Here is a 20,491-nt window from a genome sequence, read left to right as displayed (position 1 = left end):
TATGCCGTGATCTCCCCGGAGACGAGTTCTTGGTTGACTCCGTCACTGCCGTTTCCGCTTGCGCTTCTCCGACAGCTTGACACCAGCAACGGGTGCCAGGACCACACGGTTTTGCCGTACGCTCGATCCACGCCGTCGTCAGACGTGAACCAAGCGTCCACCGCAACCCGTCCAACGTCCGTGACGACGGCCGACGCCCTTCTGACCAGGACGGGATGGGCAAAGATATGCACCTGATTTGCCATTCTGTAAAAGCGAAATATTTTTTATTTCGGGGCTTGACACGACTTCCGTAAATCAGAAGTGATTTGCCCGTCGGGCAGCAGATTATTGTCGGCAAGGCATCGCGGGTACGTCCGCGAGGCTTGACGGGGACAATATATATCCATAAGTCTCGATATATGGAATCAGAACAAGCCATCCTAGCGCTCGCTGCATTGGCCCAGCCGACCCGGCTCGAGGTGTTTCGTCTGCTGGTGAAGCACGAACCGGATGGGCTGGCGGCGGGCGATATCGCCAAGGCGCTGGCGGTGCCGCAAAACACCATGTCGTCGCATCTGGCGATCCTGTCGCGCGCGGGGCTGGTGACGGCCCAGCGCTTCAGCCGCTCGATCGTCTACCGCGCCGATCTCGACGCTTTTCGAGCGGTCATGCTGTTCATGGTCCGGGATTGCTGCGATGGGCGACCGGAAATCTGCGCGCCGCTGATCGAAGACCTCACGCCTTGCTGTTCACCTAAATCGAAGAGGAGGAAAGCCCATGTCTGATCGCATGTATAATGTTCTCTTCCTTTGTACGGGAAATACCGCCCGTTCGATCCTGGCCGAGGCGATTCTGCGGAAGGATGGCGATCGCCACTTCCGCGCCTTCTCCGCGGGGAGCCAGCCGAAGGGAACGGTGAATCCGTTTGCGATCAGGGTCCTGAACAGCCTCGATTATCCAACCGGCGATTTGCGCTCCAAGAGTTGGGAGGAGTTCGCGCGTGCCGGCGCCCCCATGATGGATTTCATTTTTACGGTTTGCGACAACGCGGCAGGCGAGTCCTGCCCGGTGTGGCCCGGCCGGCCGATGACCGCGCATTGGGGCATTGCAGACCCGGCGGAGGTTGTTGGTACCGATATCGAGCGCGAAGCGGCGTTCGTCGAGGCATTCCGGTACATGAAGAATCGTATCGCCGCGTTCACGAGCCTGCCGCTGAGCAGCATCGATGCCCTGTCGCTGGGAACGCGGCTGCGCGATATCGGCCGCATCGATGGTGCCACCAATGGTCACGAGAAGGCGAGTTAATGTCCGATTTTGATCTTCCGCGCCGCCTGACCGCCGAAGCCCTCGGCACCGCGATATTGGTCGCAACCGTGGTTGGCTCCGGCATAATGGCGGAAACGCTGACCAAGGACGTTGCGCTCGCGCTGCTCGGCAACACGCTGCCGACCGGCGCGATCCTTGTCGTGCTCATTAGCATTCTCGGGCCGATATCGGGTGCGCATTTCAATCCCGCGGTTTCGCTGGTGTTTGCGCTCCGGCGCGAGCTGACGGCGCGCGAGGCGTTGTTGTACGTGGCGGCGCAGATCGCCGGCGGCATCGCCGGAACCATCATGGCGCACGCGATGTTCGCCCTGCCGCTGCTGGATGCCTCGCTGAAGGTCCGAACCGGCGGCGCGCAATGGCTGGCCGAAGGCGTGGCCGCGTTCGGTCTGGTTGTCACGATTCTCGCCGGCATCCGGTTCAATCGGCCGGCGATTCCCTGGCTGGTCGGGCTTTACATCACGGCGGCCTACTGGTTCACGTCGTCGACGTCGTTTGCCAATCCCGCGGTCGCGATTGCGCGATCGCTGACCAATACGTTTTCGGGTATCCGCCCAACCGATTTGCCCGGCTTCATCGCTGCCGAACTTTTGGGCGCGATCCTTGCGATGATGCTGATGGGCTGGCTGCTGCGCGGGGCAGGCGAGGTGGCCGCAACGACCAGGGAGGCGCATTCATGAGCGTGACGATCTATCACAACCCGTCCTGCGGCACCTCGCGCAATACGCTGGCGATGATCCGGCAAAGCGGCGAAGAGCCTGAAGTGATCGAGTACCTGAAGACCCCGCCGAGCCGTGCCCGGCTGGTCGAACTGATCGCGGCGTTGGGCATCTCCGCGCGCGAGTTGTTACGTGAAAAAGGCACGCCCTATGCGGAACTCGGCCTTGCCGATCCGAAATGGAGCGACGACGAACTGATCGATTTCATGCTCGCCCATCCGATCCTGATCAACCGGCCGATCGTGGTGACGCCGAAGGGGGTGCGGCTGTGCCGGCCGTCGGAGCTGGTGCTCGAGCTGCTCGACCGTCCCGTGGACTCCTTCGTGAAGGAAGACGGCGAGGTCGTCGCAGCGGGGAAGACGTAACGGGTTGCGGCAGGCTTCCGTCTGTCACGATTGCGCGGCATAATGGCGGCATGGAACTCACGCCCCGCCTGCGCCTGATGAACTGGATCGCCCACCAGAGCCTGACAGGCCTGCCCGAAAACGATCTGCTCCGTGGCTTTTGCGAGCGTTGCCGCGCTCATGGCCTGGAGCTGTCGCGCGCAATGGTCATCATTGACACGCTGCATCCGGTGTTCGAGGGCCGCGGCTTTCGCTGGAGCCATTCCCAAACCAACGAGAGCGACAGTTTTGAATATGGTTCGAGTAGCGAGGGCGGCGCCGTTGCGGAAAACTGGCGGCGCTCGACATTCTACCATTTGCTTGAAACCGGTGGCGACGAACTGCTGATCGATCTGTCCGATTGCGAAGGCCTCGATTTCAACATGATCGAGGACCTGTCCGCCAAGGGGCACAAGCATTTTCTCAGCATGGTGCACCGCTTCGGCGAAGCCGGCACCATGGGCCAGATGGACTGCTTTTACTCGACATGGGTGACCCGGCGCGACGAAGGTTTTGGCGAGCAGGGGCTCGCCGCCTTGCGCGAGTTGGTGCCGGTGCTTGGGCTTGCGGTCAAATCCGCCGCACAGGCCGAAGTCGCGCGGACGCTGGGGCGGGTCTATCTCGGCCGGGACGCGTCCGAGCAGGTGCTGCGTGGCCGCATTGCCCGCGGCGTCACCGAACGCATCAACGCGGTGCTGTGGTTTTCGGATCTGCGCGGCTCGACCTCGATCAGCGAGAGCATCGAGCCCGGCCAGATCATCCCGTTCCTGAACGATTATGCGCAGGCCTCGATTGACGCCATCCATGACGCCGGCGGCGAGGTGCTGAAACTGATCGGCGACGGTGTGCTGGCGATGTTCACCCACGAGAACATGGCCGTTGCCAAGCGCACAGCGCTGCGCGCCGAACACCATTTCCGGCGCAACATGGCTGCGGTCAGTGCCCGCCGTGCCGCCGAAGGCGTGGCGGTGACGACGGCCCATGTCGGCCTGCATGTCGGCGAAGTCTTCTACGGCAATATCGGCAGCGAGGACCGGCTCGACTTCACCGTGGTAGGGCCGGCCGTCAACGAAGTCAGCCGCATCGCCTCGATGTGCCGCTCGGTCGACCGCGAATTGCTGACCTCGGAGGCGTTTCGCACCGGACTGGACGCTGCGGGGCGCAACTATCTGGTTTCCACCGGCCGCTACGCGCTGCGCGGCATCGGCCGCGCGCAGGATCTTTATACGCTCGATCCGGACATTGCGTCGGATGAAGTTGTGGCGGGGAAGTACGAGCGGTATCTCGGCAGCTAGGCCGCTTTGGCGCGCAGCGTATACAGCCCGACCGCGACGAAGGAAAACATCGTCAGCACCACGCCGAGCGCAAACAGCGCCTCACGCGAGATCGTCGCGGCCAGCCAGACGCCGATCGCCGCCGTCATCATCTGCCAGAAGCCGACCAGCGCCGAAGCCGCGCCCGCTTTCTCGCCGAACGGGGAGAGCGCCTGCGCGGTGCCCAAGGGGTTCACGATGCCCATGCCGAGCAGGAACACGCTCATCGCACCCAGAAATGGCAGGAAGGTCGGGCTATACAGCGACACCAGCAGCATCGCGAGACTGCCGGCAGCGGCCGCGAATAATCCGCCGCGGATCGAACGGTCGAGCCCGTAGCGCGGCGCCAGCTTTGTCGCCAGCATGCCTGAGGCGAATACGATCAGCACGGTGCCGGCGAAGAACAGGCCCAGCTGGATCGGCGTAAAGTGCATCGCTTCGATCAGCACGCGGGGCGCGGCCGAGAACATCGCGAACAGACCGCCCATGATCAGGCTCACGGTCGCGGCCGGCACTACGAAACGCCGGTCGGTGATCAGGCCGAGATAGTTTTTGGCAATCGCGAGCGGGTCGAGCGGTGTGCGCGTCGCATGATGGGTCTCGCCCAGAACCATGCTGTAGGCGAGCGCGCCGAGCACCGCAAAGGCGGCGACAAGCGCGAATTCGGAACGCCAGCCGAAATAGTGATCTAGCGCGCCGCCGAGCAGCGGCGAGAAGCCGGGTGCGGCGGCCATCGCGATCATGATCAGCGCCATCGCGCGCGCCAGTGCCGCGCCGGAGAACAGGTCGCGCGCAATGGCGCGTGACAGCACGGAAGTGGCGCAGGCGCCGGCGGCCTGGACCACGCGGCCGGCGAGCAGGTTGGGCAGGTCGGTGGCGAGGCCGCACCAGACGCTGCCGGCGAAGAACACGGCAAATCCGATCAGTACCGGCCAGCGGCGGCCGTAGCGGTCCGAGATCGGCCCGACCACCAGCTGGCCGACCGCGAACACCGCGAGGAAGATGGTGATGGCTGATGTGACCGCAGCGCTGGTGACGTGCAGCGACGCTGCCATCTGCGGCAGCGACGGCAGCAGGATATTGGTCGCCAGCGTCCCGGTGGCGGCCAGCGCTGCCAACACCGCGATCTGCAGCACGGTGGAGGAGGCCTCCGGACGGGGGCTCGCGATCGCTACGGTCTGGTCGGCCATGGAGGGTTCCCGTTTTCTATAAAATGATGAATATCATATAAAACGGGATTGGGAAACGCCGATGGCCATGCTGTTTTGCTTCATCATGGGTTCAGTTTGTCATGGCCGGGCTTAACCCGGCCATCCACGTCTTACTTCCGGGTTTGCAGCCAAGAGAGACGTGGATGCCCGGGACAAGCCCGGGCATGACGGAACCATCTCGGAACGCGCGCGAAGTCAGAGGATTCTTTCTGCAATCAACATGCCCGCAGCGCCGGTCCGTCGCCGACCATGTCCGGCTGCCGCGTCAGCGAAACGGCGGGCGACATCAGGATCACCAGCGCTTGCGCGGCGAAGATCGCGGCCGCCAGATACAGGCACGCTTCCGCGCTGTAGAGGCCGCCGACGATGGCGCCGAGCGCCGAGCCGAGCGGGCGGGCGCCATAGCTCATGATGTTGATGGCGGAGACGCGCCCCAAGAGCGAGGGCGGCGTCACCGATTGGCGCAGCGTGGTGGTGGAGATCACCCACAGGATGGGGCCGACGCCGAGCAGGAAGAAGCTCAGGCCCGCGAGCAGCGGTGACGGAAAGATGGTCGTCAGCGCCATCACGGTGGCGGCGACGAAACCGGTCACCGGGCCGAGTCCGATCACGGTGCCGAAGGCGAGGCGCTTCATCACCCGCGTTGCCAGGAGCGCCCCGACCACCATGCCGACACCGTACATGGCCAGCGTCGTGCCGACGCCGGTCGCCGACAGGCCGAGATGACGCACGGCATAGGGCACGAACACCGCAAGCAGCAGGAACGAGGCCGTGTTGAAGATGAACTGGGTGATGAACACCGGCCGCAGCAGCTTGTGGTGCAGCACGAAGTCAGCGCCTTCCTTGATCTCCTGCAGCGGATGCCGGCGCGGCGCGGGCGCGCGGGCGGGCTCATAGATGCCCGACAGCAGCACCACCGCGATCACAGAAAGCGCCGTGGCAAATCCGAAGGCGGGGGCCGCACCGACCCATCCGACCAGCACGCCGCCGAGCGCGGGGCCGCTGGCGAACGCCACGGTGCGCGCCAGCTCAATCCGCGCGTTGGCCGCGGGTAGTTGCTCCGGGTTCACCAGCGACGGCACCAGCGCCGGTGCGGCGACACTATAGGCGACCGTGCCGCACACCGCGACGAAGCCGAGCAGAGCCAACAGCGGCAGCGTCATCCAGCCGAGCCAGATCAGCAGCAGGATTCCGCCGAGCGCCGCCGCGCGCAGCGCTTCGGAGCCCGCCATCAGCCGGCGCCGCGAGATGCGGTCCGCCAGCAGGCCTGCCGGTATCGCAAACAGGATGAAGGGCAGCGTCAGCGCGGTCTGCAGCAGGCCGGTCTGGCCTTCGCCGACGCCCAGCAGCAGCACGGCGACGATGGGGGCGGCGGCCAGCGCTACCTGCTCGGCCGATTGCGCGGCGAGGTTGGACCAGGCGAGGCGGTTGAAGGTCGGCGGCAGGCGCGTTGCATCGGCGGCGGACATGGTGTGATTCCCTGGCGTGATTCCCTGAGGGCTTTATCGGCCCTCATTGTCCGACGACTGCACGGTCCAACCCACCCGTTTCCCGACAAGCTGTGGGGCAATGAAAAAACCTCCACACGCGAACGTGTGGAGGTTTCTCACCTTGATGTGTCAGCTATGTCTCCCAACATCTGTCGGTGATCTGTCCGGGCTAAACACTTGTCCCGGCCATCCACGTCTTGCTGACCCATCAAACGTCGAACAGAAAGTCGTGCTTGCTGAGTTCATAGGGCCGCACGCCCGTCAGTTCGATCCAGTCGTCGCCGACCTGCACGATCGTGTTGCCGTGGTTGCCCGAGAGTTTCACATCGCGAAAGTCGAGACGTCCGGCGTGCTTGAACACCAGCAGGTCGACGTCGGGATCGAAGTCGGTGATCCTGGCTTTGGTGGCGCCGAGATCGAACACGAAGCGATCAGCGCCGGCATGGCCTGTCATCGTCTGCTTGCCGGTTCCGGCGAACAGATAATCGCCCTGCGGACCGCCGATCAGGGTGTCGGTGCCGTTGGAACCGATGACGATCTGGCGGGCGTCGGGGTCTTCGGACTCGACGCCGCCGGCAAGCCCCGTGTGCCGGACATAGGTGACGAAGACGTCGTCCTGGATATGCTTGGTGTCGGTATTGCGCAGGATGATGTCGGCGAGCGTCGTGCCCTTGATCTCGGACAACGTTTTGGCATCAAAACCCTGGTTCTCGAACCAGAGCCGGTCGCCGTCGCGCAGCGCCTCGAACTGCATCGTCAGGATGGCTTGAAAAGTTTCGCCGACCAGCGCGCCGGGAACATGGTTTTCCGACAGGCCGCCGGTCCACAGGCCGACATTGTTGACGTTGCCGTAGGCCGCCTTCAATCCGGCCAGCGTCTCCGGGTCGCTCGTGATCTGGCTGAAATCCGTGTAGGGGTCGAGGCCGAGCGCTTCACGGGTCTGGTTGAGCGTGCCGAGACCAAGGTCGCGCGCGCGCTGGATATTGATCGCGGCGAGATCCATCGACACCGGCGCATCGACCAGAAAATTTCGCAGATCCTCGACGATGCGCGCATCGAGCGCCTGCGAGGGGTCGGCGGCCAGATGGCGCAATTGTCCGTCGGCGCCGCCATTGTCGATGAAGTCTGCCGCCGGCTGGAAGAACACGTCTTTCAAGTCTTCCTCGGAGCCGGCGATGACCTCGCCGTTTTCCGCAAGGCCTTCGGTTTCACCCGACACGATCGAATGTCCGAAGCGGAACGCCGCGGCGACGAATTCCAGCGTCAAGTGCGGATCGACATTGGGGTCATAGCCGTCATAGGGCGTGAGCGCGTTCTTGCCGACGAGGTTCGGCAGGAATTCGGAATAGGTGATGTTGGCGATTTCCGCCGACACGATGGCGCGGGCGTAATTGTAGAGCTGGTCGCCGCTCCAGTTCGGATGCTCATGATGCAGTTTGTCGACCTGATAATTGTGTTCGCGTACGAACAGCGTCTGCAGCGCGGTCAGCGCCGGATTTTCCGCGGCACGGCCGTCGCCGGCCACCACCATGCCGTTGATGATGGGCAAATTGTCGCCCGCCGACGTCTTCATGTGGCCGTCGGCGGTGCGCAGGCTGGCCGCGATTGCCGCACTCGACCCGTAGACCATCGAGGCGTCGAGCCAGGCGGAATTGGAATTGACCGCCATCGCCGGATTGGCTGTGCCCGCACCGGTCGTGGGATCGGTGACGGCGCGGGTGATCCGAATGATGGTGCCAGCCGGGAATACGGGATCGCCCGCGGGAACGACGACGCTGATGTCGTTGACGCCGTCTGTGCGGGTCAGCGTCATGTCATGATCGATGAATTGGCCCCAGGCGTACATGAACGCGGAAACACCTTCCGGGTTCGCCACGTCGGCATCGCCGGCGCCGACTACGAGATTGCTGATGGTGCGCGGGTTGTTGCCGCCCAGCGGCACCGAAATGCCGTCGGCAAAATGCGCCGTGCCGATACGCGCGAATTCGGTGCCGGCGGCGTTGAGGGTGGAATCCGACCGGTTGTTCTGCGAGCCGTCGAAGCTGCGGTATTCGATTTTTACCGGCTGCGGACCCGGTTGGCACGACGGGTCATCATGCGAGCCATGAGAGCCGTGGCCCCCGTGAGAACCATGGCCCCCATGAGAGGGGTGGGAGTCGTGCGAGCCATGTGGACCGTGAGGCTGGTGCGGCAGGAAAAAATGCTGGGAAAAATTGCCGAAGTGGAAATCGTCATGGTCTCCGTCCTTGCCGCCAAAAGCCCGCTTGAGCTGACGCATCGACCGCCTCCCTGACTTGCAATTGCGAATTATTCGCAACAAGTGTCACTAATGAGAGGCATTTGCAATAAAGAAGTGGAGGAGGGACGAAAGCGCCGTGCCCGACAGGCGTAAAAAAAGCCCGCCGCATCGGGTGCGGCGGGCCTCTCTAAATTTGCGATCTAACGGCGGATCAGGCCGTCATGACGACTACGACTTCGGTCCGAGCGTCGCCTTGCCCGTGCCGGAGATGGTCTTGGGCGGGGTATCCGTGGAGGCAACCGGCGCCGCCGGCGCCTCCACTTCAGTCAGCGGGCCGCTGCCGGACCGCAGCGCATTCAACAGGCTGGTCATGGCGTCGGGGCCAGCCGGGAAGCCGGCCTCGCCGAGAATCTTGTCGATCATCGGCTTGAACGCCGATACCGACAATAGCTGCGCGGCGAGACCGTCGCCGAGTCCGAGACCGCCGTTGCCGCCGCCATTCATCGCGCCGTTGCCGCCACCACGACCGAGCATGCCGCCGGTGTCGAAGATCCGGATGTCCGAGATCTTCTCGATCGGCTTGACCGCTTCGGCCAGCGCGCCCGGAATGATGTTGATACGGGCGAGGTTGAGGTCGTATTCGATTATCTCGGCACCGAGCTTGTTGCGGGCCTCGGCCTTCAGCGCCGCCACCTCGGCTTCGGCCTCGCCGAGCGCCTTGACGCCGGTCGCACGCGTGGTCGCGGCGGTGGCGTCGGCCTGGGCCAGCACGTTGATCGCTTCCGCCTTGTTGGCGGCGGCCTGACGTTCGGCTTCCGCCATCACGGTGATCGGCATCGCGTCGGTTTCCGCCACCTTGCGCGCCGCGATCACGTTGATGATCTTGTCGCGCTCGGCGATTTCGGTGGCCCGCGCGGTCGTGACCTTTTCTTCGGCTGCGATCGCAAGCGCGCGCGCCGTCTCGGCGATGGTCTGCGCTTCGGATTGCTCTTTGTTCTTGGTGGCGACGACGATCGCCGCTTCCTGCGCCACGATCTGGAGATCACGCTCCATTTCGGTGGTGCGGCGCTTCACCGCCAGATCAGCCTCGATCTTCTTGGTGTCGCGGGCCTGGTTGGCCTCGGTCTGGACGTTGGCGACGGCCAGTTCCTGCTGGATGCGGTATTCGGCCTCGTTCTGCAACGCGGTCTGCTCGACCTGCGCGGTCTGCGCGCGCATCGCGGCGGTCTTGTTGGCGATGTCGCGCTGCTGCGCCAGTTCCGCCTCGCGCTTGGTGCTCTCGATGGTCAGCGTGGTCTGGCGGGCGACCAGGTCCTGCTGCGCGATGTTCACCTCGGTGGTGCGGACGATCTGGTTGCGCTCCTGCTCGCGCTCCTTGGTGATCTTGGTCAGCGTGGTGAGGCCGTGCGCGTCGAAGAAATTGCTCGGATTGAAATGCTTGATGTCGCTCTGGTCCAGCCTCGTCAGCGACACCGATTCAAGCTCGAGGCCGTTGTTCTGGATGTCGGCGCCGACCGCATCCTGCACCGATTTGACGAAGGTCGCGCGCTGTTCCTGCAGCTCTTCGAGATGCATGGTGGCGGCGACCGAGCGCAGGCCATCGACGAATTTCGCCTCGATCAGTTCGCGCAATTCAGCGGCGTCGTTGGTGCGGTTGCCAAGCGTCTGCGCGGCCAGCGCGATCGACGACATGTCGGGTTTGACGCGGACGTAGAATTCGGCGCCGATGTCGACGCGCATGCGGTCCTTGGTGATCAGCGAGTCCGGACCGCCACGGGCGACTTCCAGCCGCAACGTCTTCAGATTGACGGCGGCCGTCGAATGGAAAACCGGAAGCACGACGGAGCCGCCGTCGAGAACGACTTTCTGACCGCCGAGACCGGTTCGCACATAGGCCTCGTCGCGGGTCGAACGCCGGTACAGCGTCGCGAACATGAAACCGATGATGACAAAGAGAAGGACGCCGATAGAGACCGGTACTGCTAATTCCCACATGTTCATGTCCTGTGTGATGACTATTGTTGTGCAATGAGGTCGGCTGGTGCGGCAATCGCGATAAAGCTCTTGGTGTCGCGGTCGACCAGCAACACGCTGCTGCCGACCGCGAGCGCTTTCGAATCGGGGCCGGCGCGCGCCGGGACAGAGTGCCAGTTGCCGAAGACATCCTTGAGACGGACGCGGCCGGGCAGTCCCTGGTCGAGCGGACCGATCGAAACCACGGCGATCTGGCCGACGAAGTCGGCGTCATCCACCGCATAGGTCTCGTCGCGCGGGATCACGCGTGAGATAGCGCGGCTGGTAACCCGGACCGCCGGAATGGTGCCGATGATGGCGCCGACGGCGGCGAGCGAAACCGGGAGAGAAATTCCGACGCTGTGCGCGATGGCCTGCAGGAAAAATCCCGCGATCGAAAAGATGCCAAGCGTCAACATCAAAAGAATCAAAAGCGGAACGCGCCCCGCATTGATCCAGAGAAACAGGCCGGAGATGGCGCTGTGGCCGTCGGCCTCGATCTCGACGTCCTTGCCGACGACGTGGCTGAGCGAAAACCCAACCATCGTCGACAGCAGTTCGATCACGGCAAGCACGACCACGATCGCCGCGGCAATCGTGAAGGGCCGGACGTCCGCCGCCAGCAGGAGGTCGATCACGGCGCTCATTGTGAGGACTGTTTGACGAGGGCCACCTTGTTGTTGCCTTCCAAATCGTCAATCGCCTGACTGGCGATGGCGGCAAGCAGCCGGCCGCTGCGTGCGAGGATGATGCCTTCGTAGACCACGGTCTTCTCCTCCGGTCGGATTGATTTCGATTTGACGCCGATGTGGGTCTCGTAAGCGCGGCCTTCTGAGACCAGGTGGGCCGGGAAGGGACTTTCCCAACCGGCAAGGTAGCCCGGAACTGCGAATGGAACCAAGACGCGCCCTCTGATTGTGCTGATGGTCAGCATTGTTGGTCCCCTGATCGCGAACAGTTTGTCGTCGAGGGGGAATCGGCGGTTCATGGTTCCGGCCAAATAGCTGGCGCGGTCGCGCAGGCCGCGCCGGTATCGTTCTCGTGATCATCAGATGCAGTTGCAAATTAGTTGCAATAAGGGTGAATTTCGACCATCTTGCTGAGATGGATGCGCGAACGCCCGAATTGGGCCGAAAGACTAATTCGGAGAGCTTGCCTGTGGCCTTGCAAGACGCCGACGCCGGCTGGCGCGCCGACGCCGCCGCGAACAGGCAGCGCAGTCTGGCCGAAGTCAACGCGACCATCGCGGTGCCGCTCGGTGGCCATTGGGCGCGCCGGCTGCTGGCGTTTGTTGGGCCCGGCTATCTGGTTTCCGTCGGCTATATGGATCCCGGCAATTGGGCGACCGACCTCGCCGGTGGATCGAAGTTCGGCTACACGCTGCTGTCGGTGATCCTGCTGTCGAACCTGATGGCGATCCTGCTGCAGGCGCTCGCCGCTCGGCTCGGCATCGTCACCGACCGCGATCTCGCGCAGGCCTGCCGCGCCAGCTTTTCGCGTCCCGTCAATTTCATGCTGTGGCTGGCCTGCGAGGCCGCGATCATCGCGTGCGATCTGGCGGAAGTGATCGGCACCGCGATTGCGCTGAAGCTGTTGTTCGGCATTCCGCTGATCGGCGGCGCGCTGATCACTGCGCTCGACGCCTTCCTGCTGCTGCTTCTGATGAACAAGGGTTTTCGCTTCCTCGAAGCCTTCGTCATCTCGCTTTTGATCGTCATCGCGGTCTGCTTTGCGATCCAGATCTTCGCCGCCGCGCCCCCTGTTGCCGCGATGCTGCGCGGCTTCTTGCCGTCGACCGAAATCGTCACCAATCCTGAGATGCTCTACATCGCGATCGGCATCATCGGCGCCACCGTGATGCCGCATAATCTCTATCTGCACTCCTCGATCGTGCAGACCCGCGCCTATCCACGCACCGACGAAGGCCGGCGCGATGCGATCAAATGGGCGACGACGGACTCGACCATCGCGCTGATGCTGGCGCTGTTCATCAACGCCGCCATCCTGATCGTGGCCGCCTCGACGTTCCATTCCAGCGGCCGTACCGACGTGGCCGAGATCGGGCAGGCGTATGAGCTGTTGTCGCCGCTATTGGGCCTCGGGATCGCCTCGACGCTGTTCGCCGTCGCGCTGCTGGCGTCCGGCCTCAACTCGACGGTGACCGCGACGCTGGCCGGCCAGATCGTGATGGAAGGCTTTTTGCACCTGCGCCTGCCGAACTGGGCGCGGCGTCTGATCACCCGCGGCGTCGCGATCGTCCCCGTCGTCATTGTCACCGCGCTCTATGGCGAGCGCGGAACGTCGCAGCTGCTGGTCTTCAGCCAGGTCATCCTGTCGATGCAATTGCCGTTCGCGGTGATCCCGCTGGTGCGGTTCGTTTCCGACCGCCGCAAGATGGGTGATTTTGCGATTTCCCGCTCGGTCGCCACGCTGGCATGGATCGTCGCCGGGATCATCGTGACGCTGAACGTGAAGCTGCTCTACGACACGCTGTTCGGCGGTTGACATACCCACAACTGTCATCGCCCGGCTTGCCGCCTTCGCTAAAGCTTCGGCGTGCCAGCACAGGGAAGCCTCGGCGAAGCCTTGGCGTAGCCGGGACCGGGCGACCCAGTATTCCAGAGACGTCAGTGATCAATCGAGAAGCCGCGGCGTGCTGGGTCACCCGGTCAAGCCGGGTGACGACAAGAAGCTCTAATCCTGCGGCTCGGTCAGCACTTCGCCTGACGCGTCGATGCGCAGCCAGCCTGAGGGCGCCAGCCGCTGCTGCGGCAGGAAGCGGCCCTTGTAGTCCATCTTCTTGGAGCCTTCGATCCAGTAGCCGAGATAGACGTATGGGAGCCCCAGGCGCCTGGCGCGCGTGATGTGGTCGAGGATCATGAAGGTGCCGAGCGAACGACTTTGCTCGGACGGCTCGAAGAACGAATACACCATCGACAGCCCGTCGCTGAGCACGTCGGTCAGGGCAACGGCGATCAGCTCCTCGCCGCGGCCGGTGATGCCGGAATCGACGTTGCGCTTGCGGTATTCGATGATGCGGGTTTCGACGTGGCTGTCTTCCACCATCATGGCGTAGTCGAGCACGGTCATGTCGGCCATGCCGCCATGGCGGTGGCGCCGGTCGAGATAGGCGCGGAACACCGAATATTGTTCCGAGGTCGGGACCGCGCTGCGCTGCTCGCCGATGATGTCGGCATTGCGCGCCAGAATTTTGCGGAAATTGCGCGAGGGCCGGAACTCGTTGGCGACGACGCGCACGGAAACGCAGGCGCGGCACTGGTCGCAGGCCGGCCGGTAGGCGATCGACTGGCTGCGCCGGAAGCCGCCATGGGTGAGGAGGTCGTTGAGGTCGCCGGCCTTGTCGCCGACCAGATGCGTGAACACCTTGCGCTCGTGCCGTCCCGGCAGATAGGGGCAGGGCGAGGGCGCCGTCAGGTAAAACTGCGGGGTATCACGCGAATGCTGGGTCACGTCGGGTCGTCAGGCCTCCGAAACACGAACGATAACGCTTTCCGGTGAACAATTGGTACCGGTGAGGGAAGCTCGGCCCCGATCCTGATCCGGGCCGAACAAACCTGAGCATCGCGCCGCGGGGGCTGACGGTCAATCAATTTGGAGTGTGACATCCCTTCAATAGGCGCGCGCTGGAGGTACAACCTGTGTGCGAACCGAGCTGTTGATGACAACGGTTCCCAGCACGATGTCATGCAGCAACCGGCGGCGGCCATTGAACAGGCCGATCAGGAGCACCAGCGGCGTCAGGAACGAGATCGACACCCAGAATAGCACGGCATGGGTGGCGCCGAGCACGAAATAGCCCGGTGCGCCGTACCAGGTGCGCAGTTCCAGATCCATCACGCGCATGCCCATGGTCGCCGAATGCGGCCCGCCGAGGGAAGAGCCGTAATAGACGATGGCCCAGACGATCGTGGCCGGCCAGGCCAGCCAGAACAGCGCCCAGCCGAGCCCAAGCGTGATCAGGCCGAACACCGCGATGAAGATGTAGCCGAGGATCACCGGGACCGACAGCACGACGAGGTCGATCAGAAAGGCGAACACCCGCCGCGTCAGCAGGCCGCGAAACAGTTCCGGCTGCAAATCGGGGTCGAACGCATGCGGCTGCACGCCGCCATCATTTCGCCAGCCGCCGCCAGCACTTGAAGGGCCGCCACCGGTATTACCCGAACCGCTATACGACATGATCAGTCCTCCAGACCGTGCATATTCCCGCAAGCCAACACATTAAGCCGAGACATGGGAACCGCCCCCGCGCGCGCAAGCCCTGCGACGGTTACGAAACGGCAATATTCAGGCGATTCGGGGGCTGGGTTATTTGTCGTCCCGGCCTTCGCCGGGACGACGGATGGAGAGAGACCGGCGGCTCAGCTCTCCGCCTTGATCTTCTCCGCCGCCTTCGGCGCAAAGTAGGTCAAAATACCGTCGGCGCCGGCGCGCTTGAAGGCGAGCAGGCTTTCCATCATCGCGCGTTCGCCGTCGATCCAGCCGTTGCCGGCGGCTGCCGCGATCATCGCGTACTCGCCCGACACCTGGTAGACAAAGGTCGGCATCGCAAAGGTGTCCTTTACCCGCCGCACGATGTCGAGATAGGGCATGCCGGGCTTCACCATCACCATGTCGGCGCCTTCGGCGATGTCGAGTTCGACCTCGCGCAGCGCCTCATTGGAATTGGCACTGTCCATCTGATAGGTGCGCTTGTCGCCGGTCAGCGTTTTGGCCGAACCGATGGCGTCGCGGAACGGGCCGTAGAAGGCGGAGGCATACTTCGCCGCGTACGACATGATCTGCACGTCGGTAAAGCCTTCATCGTCCAGCGCCTCGCGGATCGCGCCGACGCGGCCGTCCATCATGTCGGAAGGCGCGATCACGTCGCAGCCGGCTTCGGCCTGCACCAGCGCCTGCCGGACCAGCACGGCGACGGTTTCGTCGTTCAGGATTTTGCCGTCCTCGATCAAGCCGTCATGGCCGTGACTCGTGAAGGGATCCAGCGCCACGTCGCAGAGCACGCCGAGGCCCGGGAATTCCTTCTTGATCGCGCGCACCGACTGGCAGACGAGGTTGTCCGGGTTCAGCGCCTCGGACCCCTGTTCGTCGCGCAGCGAAGGGTCGGTATAGGGGAACAGCGCGATGCAGGGGATGTTCAGCTTCGCCGCGCGCTCGGCATCACGGACCGCCTGGTCGACGGTGATGCGGTCGATGCCGGGCATCGAGGCGACCGCGGTGCGCGTATTGTGGCCGCCGACGATGAACAACGGCCAGATCAGATCGTCGGTCGTCAGCACGTTTTCCCGCACCATCCGTCGCGCCCATTCGGCCTTGCGGTTGCGGCGGGGGCGGATCGCGAGGTCGAGCGGGGCCGAGGTGAGGGCGGTCTGGTGCCGCGGTGCGTCGCGCATTTCGATCGGGCGCCCGAATTTGATCGCCATATGATGGTACTCCCCGGCGGAAGGCTGATTTGGCCTGATTTGGACCTGGTCTAATTCTAGCATTCCGGAACGGCCGCGTCACCGCAGCTTGATTTGCGCCAGCGGCAATTGATTTTGCCGACCCGGCGGGCCAAGACTCCGCCTATAAGGACCCGTTTTCGCCTGTGAGCACCGATTCTCATGTCTGACACCTCCGCGCGCGACCCGTCGCGGGATAACAGGGACAACGCCCGGGACAATGCGATGTCGGTGGCGGCGATCTCGTCCGAGCGGATCGAGCCTGATGACAACGCGTGGACCCGGCGGCTGGTGCTGTTCCTGCGCATCATGGCGGTCATCTCGATCGCCAAGGGCCTTTACCATTGGGCGCAGGTGACCGGTTTCATCGGCGGCGAGGAAGAGGCGTTCGAAAACCAGTCGATGGCCTGGCAGACCGCGACGATCTATTTCGCCGTGATTGAACTCGTCGCCGCCGTGGGTCTGTGGCTTGCGACGCCCTGGGGCGCGGTGGTGTGGCTCACGACAGTGGTGTCGATGGCCGTCATCGAATTGATGTTTCCTGGCATCTACGGCGGCAGCCTGACGGTGGTCGGCGTCGAAGCCGTGATGCTGGCAGCCTACCTCGCACTCGCCTGGATGGCCGCGCGCGAACGGCCGCCATAGCAGGCCGCGCGCTGATCTTAACGACCACATCCTGATTTGATGGCGCGCGTGCCAAAACGCGCCACGGATTCCCATAAGATTTTCGACGATTTTCGCGGTAACTTTTCAGTCACCGTAAAGGGTTCCCTCACGTCGGTTACCCAGGCGTTTCGAATTCAAACGAACCTGTTTTGGAATGCGACAACCCTGCCAGACGAAGCGTGAACAGAGGCCTGCCACCGTCAATGAAATCTTGCGAAAAGCCCTTTATCCATGGGCTTAATCCGCGATTCACTGTCTTAAATTCATGATCTCTTTATTGTCTTATTTAAGCGGATCTTCAAACGGCCCCCTTAAGTTGAAGCTATCAGGCGGGACAAAAGTTTCGTCGAATAAGTCGATAAAAACGACAACAGGGGAATGTCATGATGAAAGCCGTTGCAACGGCGGTGGAAACCGCTGAACGCTCTGCCGGTCAAGCTCCGGTGCAGCCGCTCTATCTTGAAGCATTGACTTTGGTGGAGCGGCTGCATCGCAGGCTGCTGGATGTGATCAAGGATGAATTCGATCGCCGCGGCCGCGCCGATATCAACTCGGTGCAGGCGTTGCTGCTCTATAACATCGGCGACAAGGAACTGACCGCAGGCGAGCTGCGCACGCGCGGCTACTACCTCGGCTCCAACGTCTCCTACAATCTGAAGAAGCTCGTCGAGCTCGGCTTTCTCGATCATCAGCGCAGCCGCGTTGATCGCCGCTCGGTGCGCATCCGCCTGACCTCGCAGGGCCAGGAAATCCGCAAGATCGTCGACGCGCTGTATCAGAAGCACGTCAAGACCGTGGAGCAGGTCGGCGGCATCTCGAACGAGGAGTTCGCGACGCTGAACAAGTCGCTGCATCGGCTCGAGCGGTTCTGGACCGACCAGATCCTGTATCGGCTCTGAGATTTACATAGCGTTTTCGAGCGAAGTGGACTTCCGGTTCGCGTGAAGAAAACGCGTCAAATAAGAATTCGAATCCGCGGCCAAGCCGGCCACTCAAAAGACCGGCAGCCAACAGCGGATCATGAACTGGCAAGGCAGTAAGCCCTGCCCAAGGCGCATCGGCTCCGGTTTACCGGGTCCGGTGCGTTTTGCTTTTTGGGCCGGAGTATTGAGTGCAGCGGCTTCATCCTTCGCGACGCGCGCGCAAGAGCCGCTTCGGGCACAGCCGCTTCGAGTGATAACGGTCACAGTTTCACCTGATAAAGCGCATCAAAACAACAAGCTGCATCGCAATTCTAAGGTGACGCAAGCATTGGCGGCGGGCCGGGCGATAGCTGGTTTCCCGGAATGGAACTTCTGCCGGGCTCGCGCATTATCGCTCCTGACACGGGGACCGAAGAACATGCTCGTCGAGCGCGGATTGCGGGTGATGAATGTCGAGGTGGTGGGCGACGCTTATGCCATTGCTTCGAACTATCTCCGCAGGACCGGCGCCATCCCGGATACTTTCGCCACCGACGAGCGGCTGCTCGAAATCATCGTGCAGATGTTTCAGCGCGGCGAATTGAACAAGATCCGCCTCGCCAACCAGGCGATCGCCAAATTCGAAGCCGAAACCTACATCGCCTGACCCCTACCGGAGAACTTCATGGAAGCCGCCATCGACCGCATCATGCACACCTACGATCTGCTGGTGAACCGCAGCTCTGCCGCGAACGATGAAGCGCGCGAGAAGGTGACGGACTATGTGAAGACGCTGTTCGAGGCCGGCGAAAAGGACACCCACCGCCTGACCGTGTGCGGCCTGACCTATCTGCGCCAGCTCGACGGCTCCACCGACCCGGTGAAGGCAGGCTATACGGGGATGTGAGTTGGCTCAGCCCGCCTTGCGATCCGCTTCGAGCTTCCGCAACGAGGCCGACTTGAGACTGGCGCCGGCCAGCATGTAAGCGTGATCCGATCCCGTCAGGATGAACTGCGCGCCGAGATCGGCGTAATGCGTCATGGCGTCCGGTTCGTAGACGCCGCCCATGCCGAGGAATTTGCCTGCCTTGCGGCACGCCGCGCCGACGCTTCGGTAGGCTTCTTCGACGCGCGGATCCAGGATCTGACCGGAAATGCCCATCTCCGCGGTCAGGTCGGAGGTTCCGATCAGCAATCCGTCGATCCCATCGACCCCGGCGATCCCGGCGGCATTGGCCACGCCTTCGGGGCTCTCTATCATGGTAACGACCAGGATTTCCGGATTGATGGCCGCCTGGGCCTCGGCGGCGCCCGGCGTTTTGTAACCGAACAGAGCGGATGGTCCGCCCCAGCTCCGCGACCCCAAAGGCGGATAGCGAAAGGCCGAGGCGATGCGCCGGGCCTGATCGACCGTATCGACATGCGGTACGATGACGCCTGCGGCGCCGTTGTCGAGCGCCCGCGTGCCTTCATCAATCGCGCCTGCGCAAATTCGGACGATCGGGGTGATGCCGGTCGGCAACGCGGCGATGCAGATCTGCGCGACATCATCCTGCGAAAATGCACCGTGCTCGAGGTCGATGAACAGCCAGTCGTGCCCTGTCGCCGCAGCGATCATGCCCGCTGCCGCGGTGCGTAAATGGTGCACGCCGAATCCGAGGGCGAGCCCGCCCGCTCGCAATTTCCTGATCGTGGCGTTCTCGACAAGCGGCATATGCTTCTCCGTGATGTCGCGCATCGAGGCGCGTCGCAAAGTGGTGGCTACACTGCCGACCTGTCCGGCGCGATGTAAGGACATGGCGCCTCGAGCGTTCCGTCAACCCACCGGCTTCCCCATGATGTAAGGCTTCAGCATCGCATACATCAGGCTGTGGGTCGGCGTCGGGACGCCGAGCTTTTTGCCGAGCTCGACCACCTTGCCGCCGAGCCAGGGCAGCTCCAGCCGGTTGCCGCGCTCGAGGTCGAGCGCCATCGATGGCTTTTGATGCGCGGGCAGGCTGTCGGAATATGCTGATATCGTCTCCACCGCGTTGTCCGGCATCGCCACGCCGTAGGCGCGGCCGACATCCATCACTTCCCGGTAGGCCGACATCAGCACGGGGCGAATATCAGGATCGTCGCGCAACGCGCCGATTGGCTGGCGCGCCAAGGCCACCGCGCTGGCGTTGGCGGCGAGCAGGATGAACTTCATCCATAGTTCGGTGAGGATCGCGTCGCTCAGCTTGGCATCGAAGCCGGCCCTCAGGCACAGCGCGAGAAATGCCTCGCCGCGCGGGCTGCTCCTGCCGTCGAGTTCGCCGAACACGATGCGCATGAAGGTGCCGACCTGCTGGATCACGCCGGGGGCTATGATGTTGGCGCTGATTTGCGCCACGCCGCCCATCACGGCGTTTTCGCCCAGGATCGGGATCAGCCTTTCTGCGGCATCGACGCCGTTCTGCAGCGGGATGACAGCCGTATCAGGGCCGATCAGCGGCTTGATGCTGATCCCCGCGCTTTCGACGTCCCACAGCTTGACGCAGAACAACACGAAATCGACCTTGCCGATCTCGGCGGGGTTATCGGTCGCTTGTGTCGGCACCAGATGGATGTCGCCGCGGGGGCTTTGAACCTTCAATCCGTCGCGCTTCATGGCCGCCAGATGGGCTCCGCGCGCGATGAAGGTGACATCCGCGCCGGCTTTCGCCAGCGCCGCCCCATAACCGGCGCCTACGCCGCCGGTGCCGACAATCGCAATTCGCATCGTTCTCTCCTCGCTCGCCGAAAGCCTAGCATCGCAGGCGGACGG

At 63.3% G+C, this 20,491-nt stretch carries 21 protein-coding genes; 10 read left to right on the top strand and 11 right to left on the bottom strand.

Annotation, left to right across the window (positions count from 1 at the left end; genetic code table 11):
• Positions 1-401 precede the first annotated feature (401 nt).
• From JQ600_RS33810 to JQ600_RS33790, 5 genes are read left to right on the top strand one after another with little or no spacing between them, the layout of a single operon-like run.
• Complete coding sequence (locus JQ600_RS33810) at positions 402-767, top strand: helix-turn-helix transcriptional regulator (protein WP_212388293.1); 366 nt, start codon at positions 402-404, stop codon at positions 765-767.
• The gene (locus JQ600_RS33805; RefSeq protein ID WP_212388294.1) at positions 760-1,287 is read left to right on the top strand and encodes an arsenate reductase ArsC; all 528 of its coding nucleotides are present in this window, start codon (positions 760-762) and stop codon (positions 1,285-1,287) included. Before JQ600_RS33810 ends, JQ600_RS33805 begins: the two co-directional genes overlap by 8 nt.
• Positions 1,287-1,985: an MIP/aquaporin family protein gene (locus JQ600_RS33800; RefSeq protein WP_212388309.1), complete on the top strand. Its 699-nt coding sequence runs from the start codon at positions 1,287-1,289 to the stop codon at positions 1,983-1,985. The genes JQ600_RS33805 and JQ600_RS33800 overlap by 1 nt, the downstream gene beginning before the upstream one ends.
• The gene (arsC, locus tag JQ600_RS33795; RefSeq protein WP_212388311.1) at positions 1,982-2,389 is read left to right on the top strand and encodes an arsenate reductase (glutaredoxin); all 408 of its coding nucleotides are present in this window, start codon (positions 1,982-1,984) and stop codon (positions 2,387-2,389) included. Before JQ600_RS33800 ends, arsC begins: the two co-directional genes overlap by 4 nt.
• Positions 2,390-2,439: 50 nt before the next feature.
• The gene (locus JQ600_RS33790; protein WP_212388315.1) at positions 2,440-3,702 is read left to right on the top strand and encodes an adenylate/guanylate cyclase domain-containing protein; all 1,263 of its coding nucleotides are present in this window, start codon (positions 2,440-2,442) and stop codon (positions 3,700-3,702) included.
• Here JQ600_RS33790 and JQ600_RS33785 read toward each other — a convergent pair.
• The 6 genes from JQ600_RS33785 to JQ600_RS33760 form a co-directional block, all read right to left on the bottom strand.
• Positions 3,699-4,910, bottom strand: a complete 1,212-nt coding sequence (locus JQ600_RS33785; protein WP_212490318.1) for a multidrug effflux MFS transporter — start codon at positions 4,908-4,910, stop codon at positions 3,699-3,701. The two genes, JQ600_RS33790 and JQ600_RS33785, sit on opposite strands and share 4 nt — an antisense overlap.
• 236 nt (positions 4,911-5,146) lie before the next feature.
• Entirely contained in the window at positions 5,147-6,400 is a 1,254-nt protein-coding gene (locus JQ600_RS33780; protein ID WP_212388321.1) for an MFS transporter, read from the bottom strand.
• A 229-nt stretch (positions 6,401-6,629) separates the two neighbouring features.
• On the bottom strand, positions 6,630-8,699 hold the full coding sequence (locus JQ600_RS33775; RefSeq protein ID WP_212388325.1) for a peroxidase family protein: 2,070 nt from the start codon (positions 8,697-8,699) through the stop codon (positions 6,630-6,632).
• A 189-nt stretch (positions 8,700-8,888) separates the two neighbouring features.
• Positions 8,889-10,655 (bottom strand): flotillin family protein, encoded by a 1,767-nt coding sequence (locus JQ600_RS33770; RefSeq protein ID WP_212388328.1) that lies wholly within the window; start codon positions 10,653-10,655, stop codon positions 8,889-8,891.
• Positions 10,656-10,675: 20 nt separating this feature from the next.
• The gene (locus JQ600_RS33765) at positions 10,676-11,308 is read right to left on the bottom strand and encodes an OB-fold-containig protein (RefSeq protein ID WP_212263771.1); all 633 of its coding nucleotides are present in this window, start codon (positions 11,306-11,308) and stop codon (positions 10,676-10,678) included.
• 8 nt (positions 11,309-11,316) lie between these two features.
• Complete coding sequence (locus JQ600_RS33760) at positions 11,317-11,607, bottom strand: hypothetical protein (RefSeq protein WP_212388330.1); 291 nt, start codon at positions 11,605-11,607, stop codon at positions 11,317-11,319.
• A 170-nt stretch (positions 11,608-11,777) separates the two neighbouring features.
• On the opposite strand from JQ600_RS33760, the gene JQ600_RS33755 reads away from it, so the two are divergent.
• Positions 11,778-13,178 (top strand): Nramp family divalent metal transporter, encoded by a 1,401-nt coding sequence (locus tag JQ600_RS33755; protein ID WP_212388468.1) that lies wholly within the window; start codon positions 11,778-11,780, stop codon positions 13,176-13,178.
• Between the two features lie 189 nt (positions 13,179-13,367).
• Here the strand turns inward: JQ600_RS33755 and JQ600_RS33750 are convergent, their stop codons facing one another.
• From JQ600_RS33750 to hemB, 3 genes are all read right to left on the bottom strand, one after another.
• Complete coding sequence (locus JQ600_RS33750; protein ID WP_212388334.1) at positions 13,368-14,144, bottom strand: arginyltransferase; 777 nt, start codon at positions 14,142-14,144, stop codon at positions 13,368-13,370.
• A gap of 159 nt (positions 14,145-14,303) precedes the next feature.
• Entirely contained in the window at positions 14,304-14,873 is a 570-nt protein-coding gene (locus tag JQ600_RS33745; protein WP_212388337.1) for an RDD family protein, read from the bottom strand.
• Between the two features lie 182 nt (positions 14,874-15,055).
• Complete coding sequence (hemB, locus tag JQ600_RS33740) at positions 15,056-16,117, bottom strand: porphobilinogen synthase (protein ID WP_192733587.1); 1,062 nt, start codon at positions 16,115-16,117, stop codon at positions 15,056-15,058.
• Positions 16,118-16,297: 180 nt separating this feature from the next.
• On the opposite strand from hemB, the gene JQ600_RS33735 reads away from it, so the two are divergent.
• The 4 genes from JQ600_RS33735 to JQ600_RS33720 all read left to right on the top strand — a co-directional run bounded on the left by JQ600_RS33735 (position 16,298) and on the right by JQ600_RS33720 (position 18,610).
• A complete protein-coding gene (locus JQ600_RS33735; protein ID WP_192733586.1) occupies positions 16,298-16,780 on the top strand; it encodes a DUF6163 family protein in 483 nt (160 codons plus the stop codon).
• A gap of 404 nt (positions 16,781-17,184) precedes the next feature.
• Positions 17,185-17,700, top strand: a complete 516-nt coding sequence (gene ldtR, locus JQ600_RS33730; protein ID WP_192733585.1) for a transcriptional regulator LdtR — start codon at positions 17,185-17,187, stop codon at positions 17,698-17,700.
• Positions 17,701-18,142: 442 nt separating this feature from the next.
• Entirely contained in the window at positions 18,143-18,370 is a 228-nt protein-coding gene (locus JQ600_RS33725; RefSeq protein ID WP_212263627.1) for a hypothetical protein, read from the top strand.
• 18 nt (positions 18,371-18,388) lie between these two features.
• The gene (locus JQ600_RS33720; RefSeq protein ID WP_212037750.1) at positions 18,389-18,610 is read left to right on the top strand and encodes a hypothetical protein; all 222 of its coding nucleotides are present in this window, start codon (positions 18,389-18,391) and stop codon (positions 18,608-18,610) included.
• Positions 18,611-18,616: 6 nt separating this feature from the next.
• On the opposite strand, the gene JQ600_RS33715 is transcribed toward JQ600_RS33720, so the two are convergent.
• Both JQ600_RS33715 and JQ600_RS33710 read right to left on the bottom strand, forming a co-directional pair.
• Positions 18,617-19,501, bottom strand: a complete 885-nt coding sequence (locus JQ600_RS33715) for an HpcH/HpaI aldolase/citrate lyase family protein (protein ID WP_212388339.1) — start codon at positions 19,499-19,501, stop codon at positions 18,617-18,619.
• Between the two features lie 18 nt (positions 19,502-19,519).
• On the bottom strand, positions 19,520-20,446 hold the full coding sequence (locus JQ600_RS33710; RefSeq protein ID WP_212388342.1) for a ketopantoate reductase family protein: 927 nt from the start codon (positions 20,444-20,446) through the stop codon (positions 19,520-19,522).
• Between the last annotated feature and the right edge of the window lie 45 nt (positions 20,447-20,491).

Origin of the sequence: Bradyrhizobium sp. AUGA SZCCT0176 (assembly GCF_018130145.1) — a bacterium.
Lineage (GTDB): Bacteria > Pseudomonadota > Alphaproteobacteria > Rhizobiales > Xanthobacteraceae > Bradyrhizobium.
The sequence above is the reverse complement of the archived record's forward strand: the minus strand, read 5'-3'. Positions and strand labels throughout refer to the sequence as shown.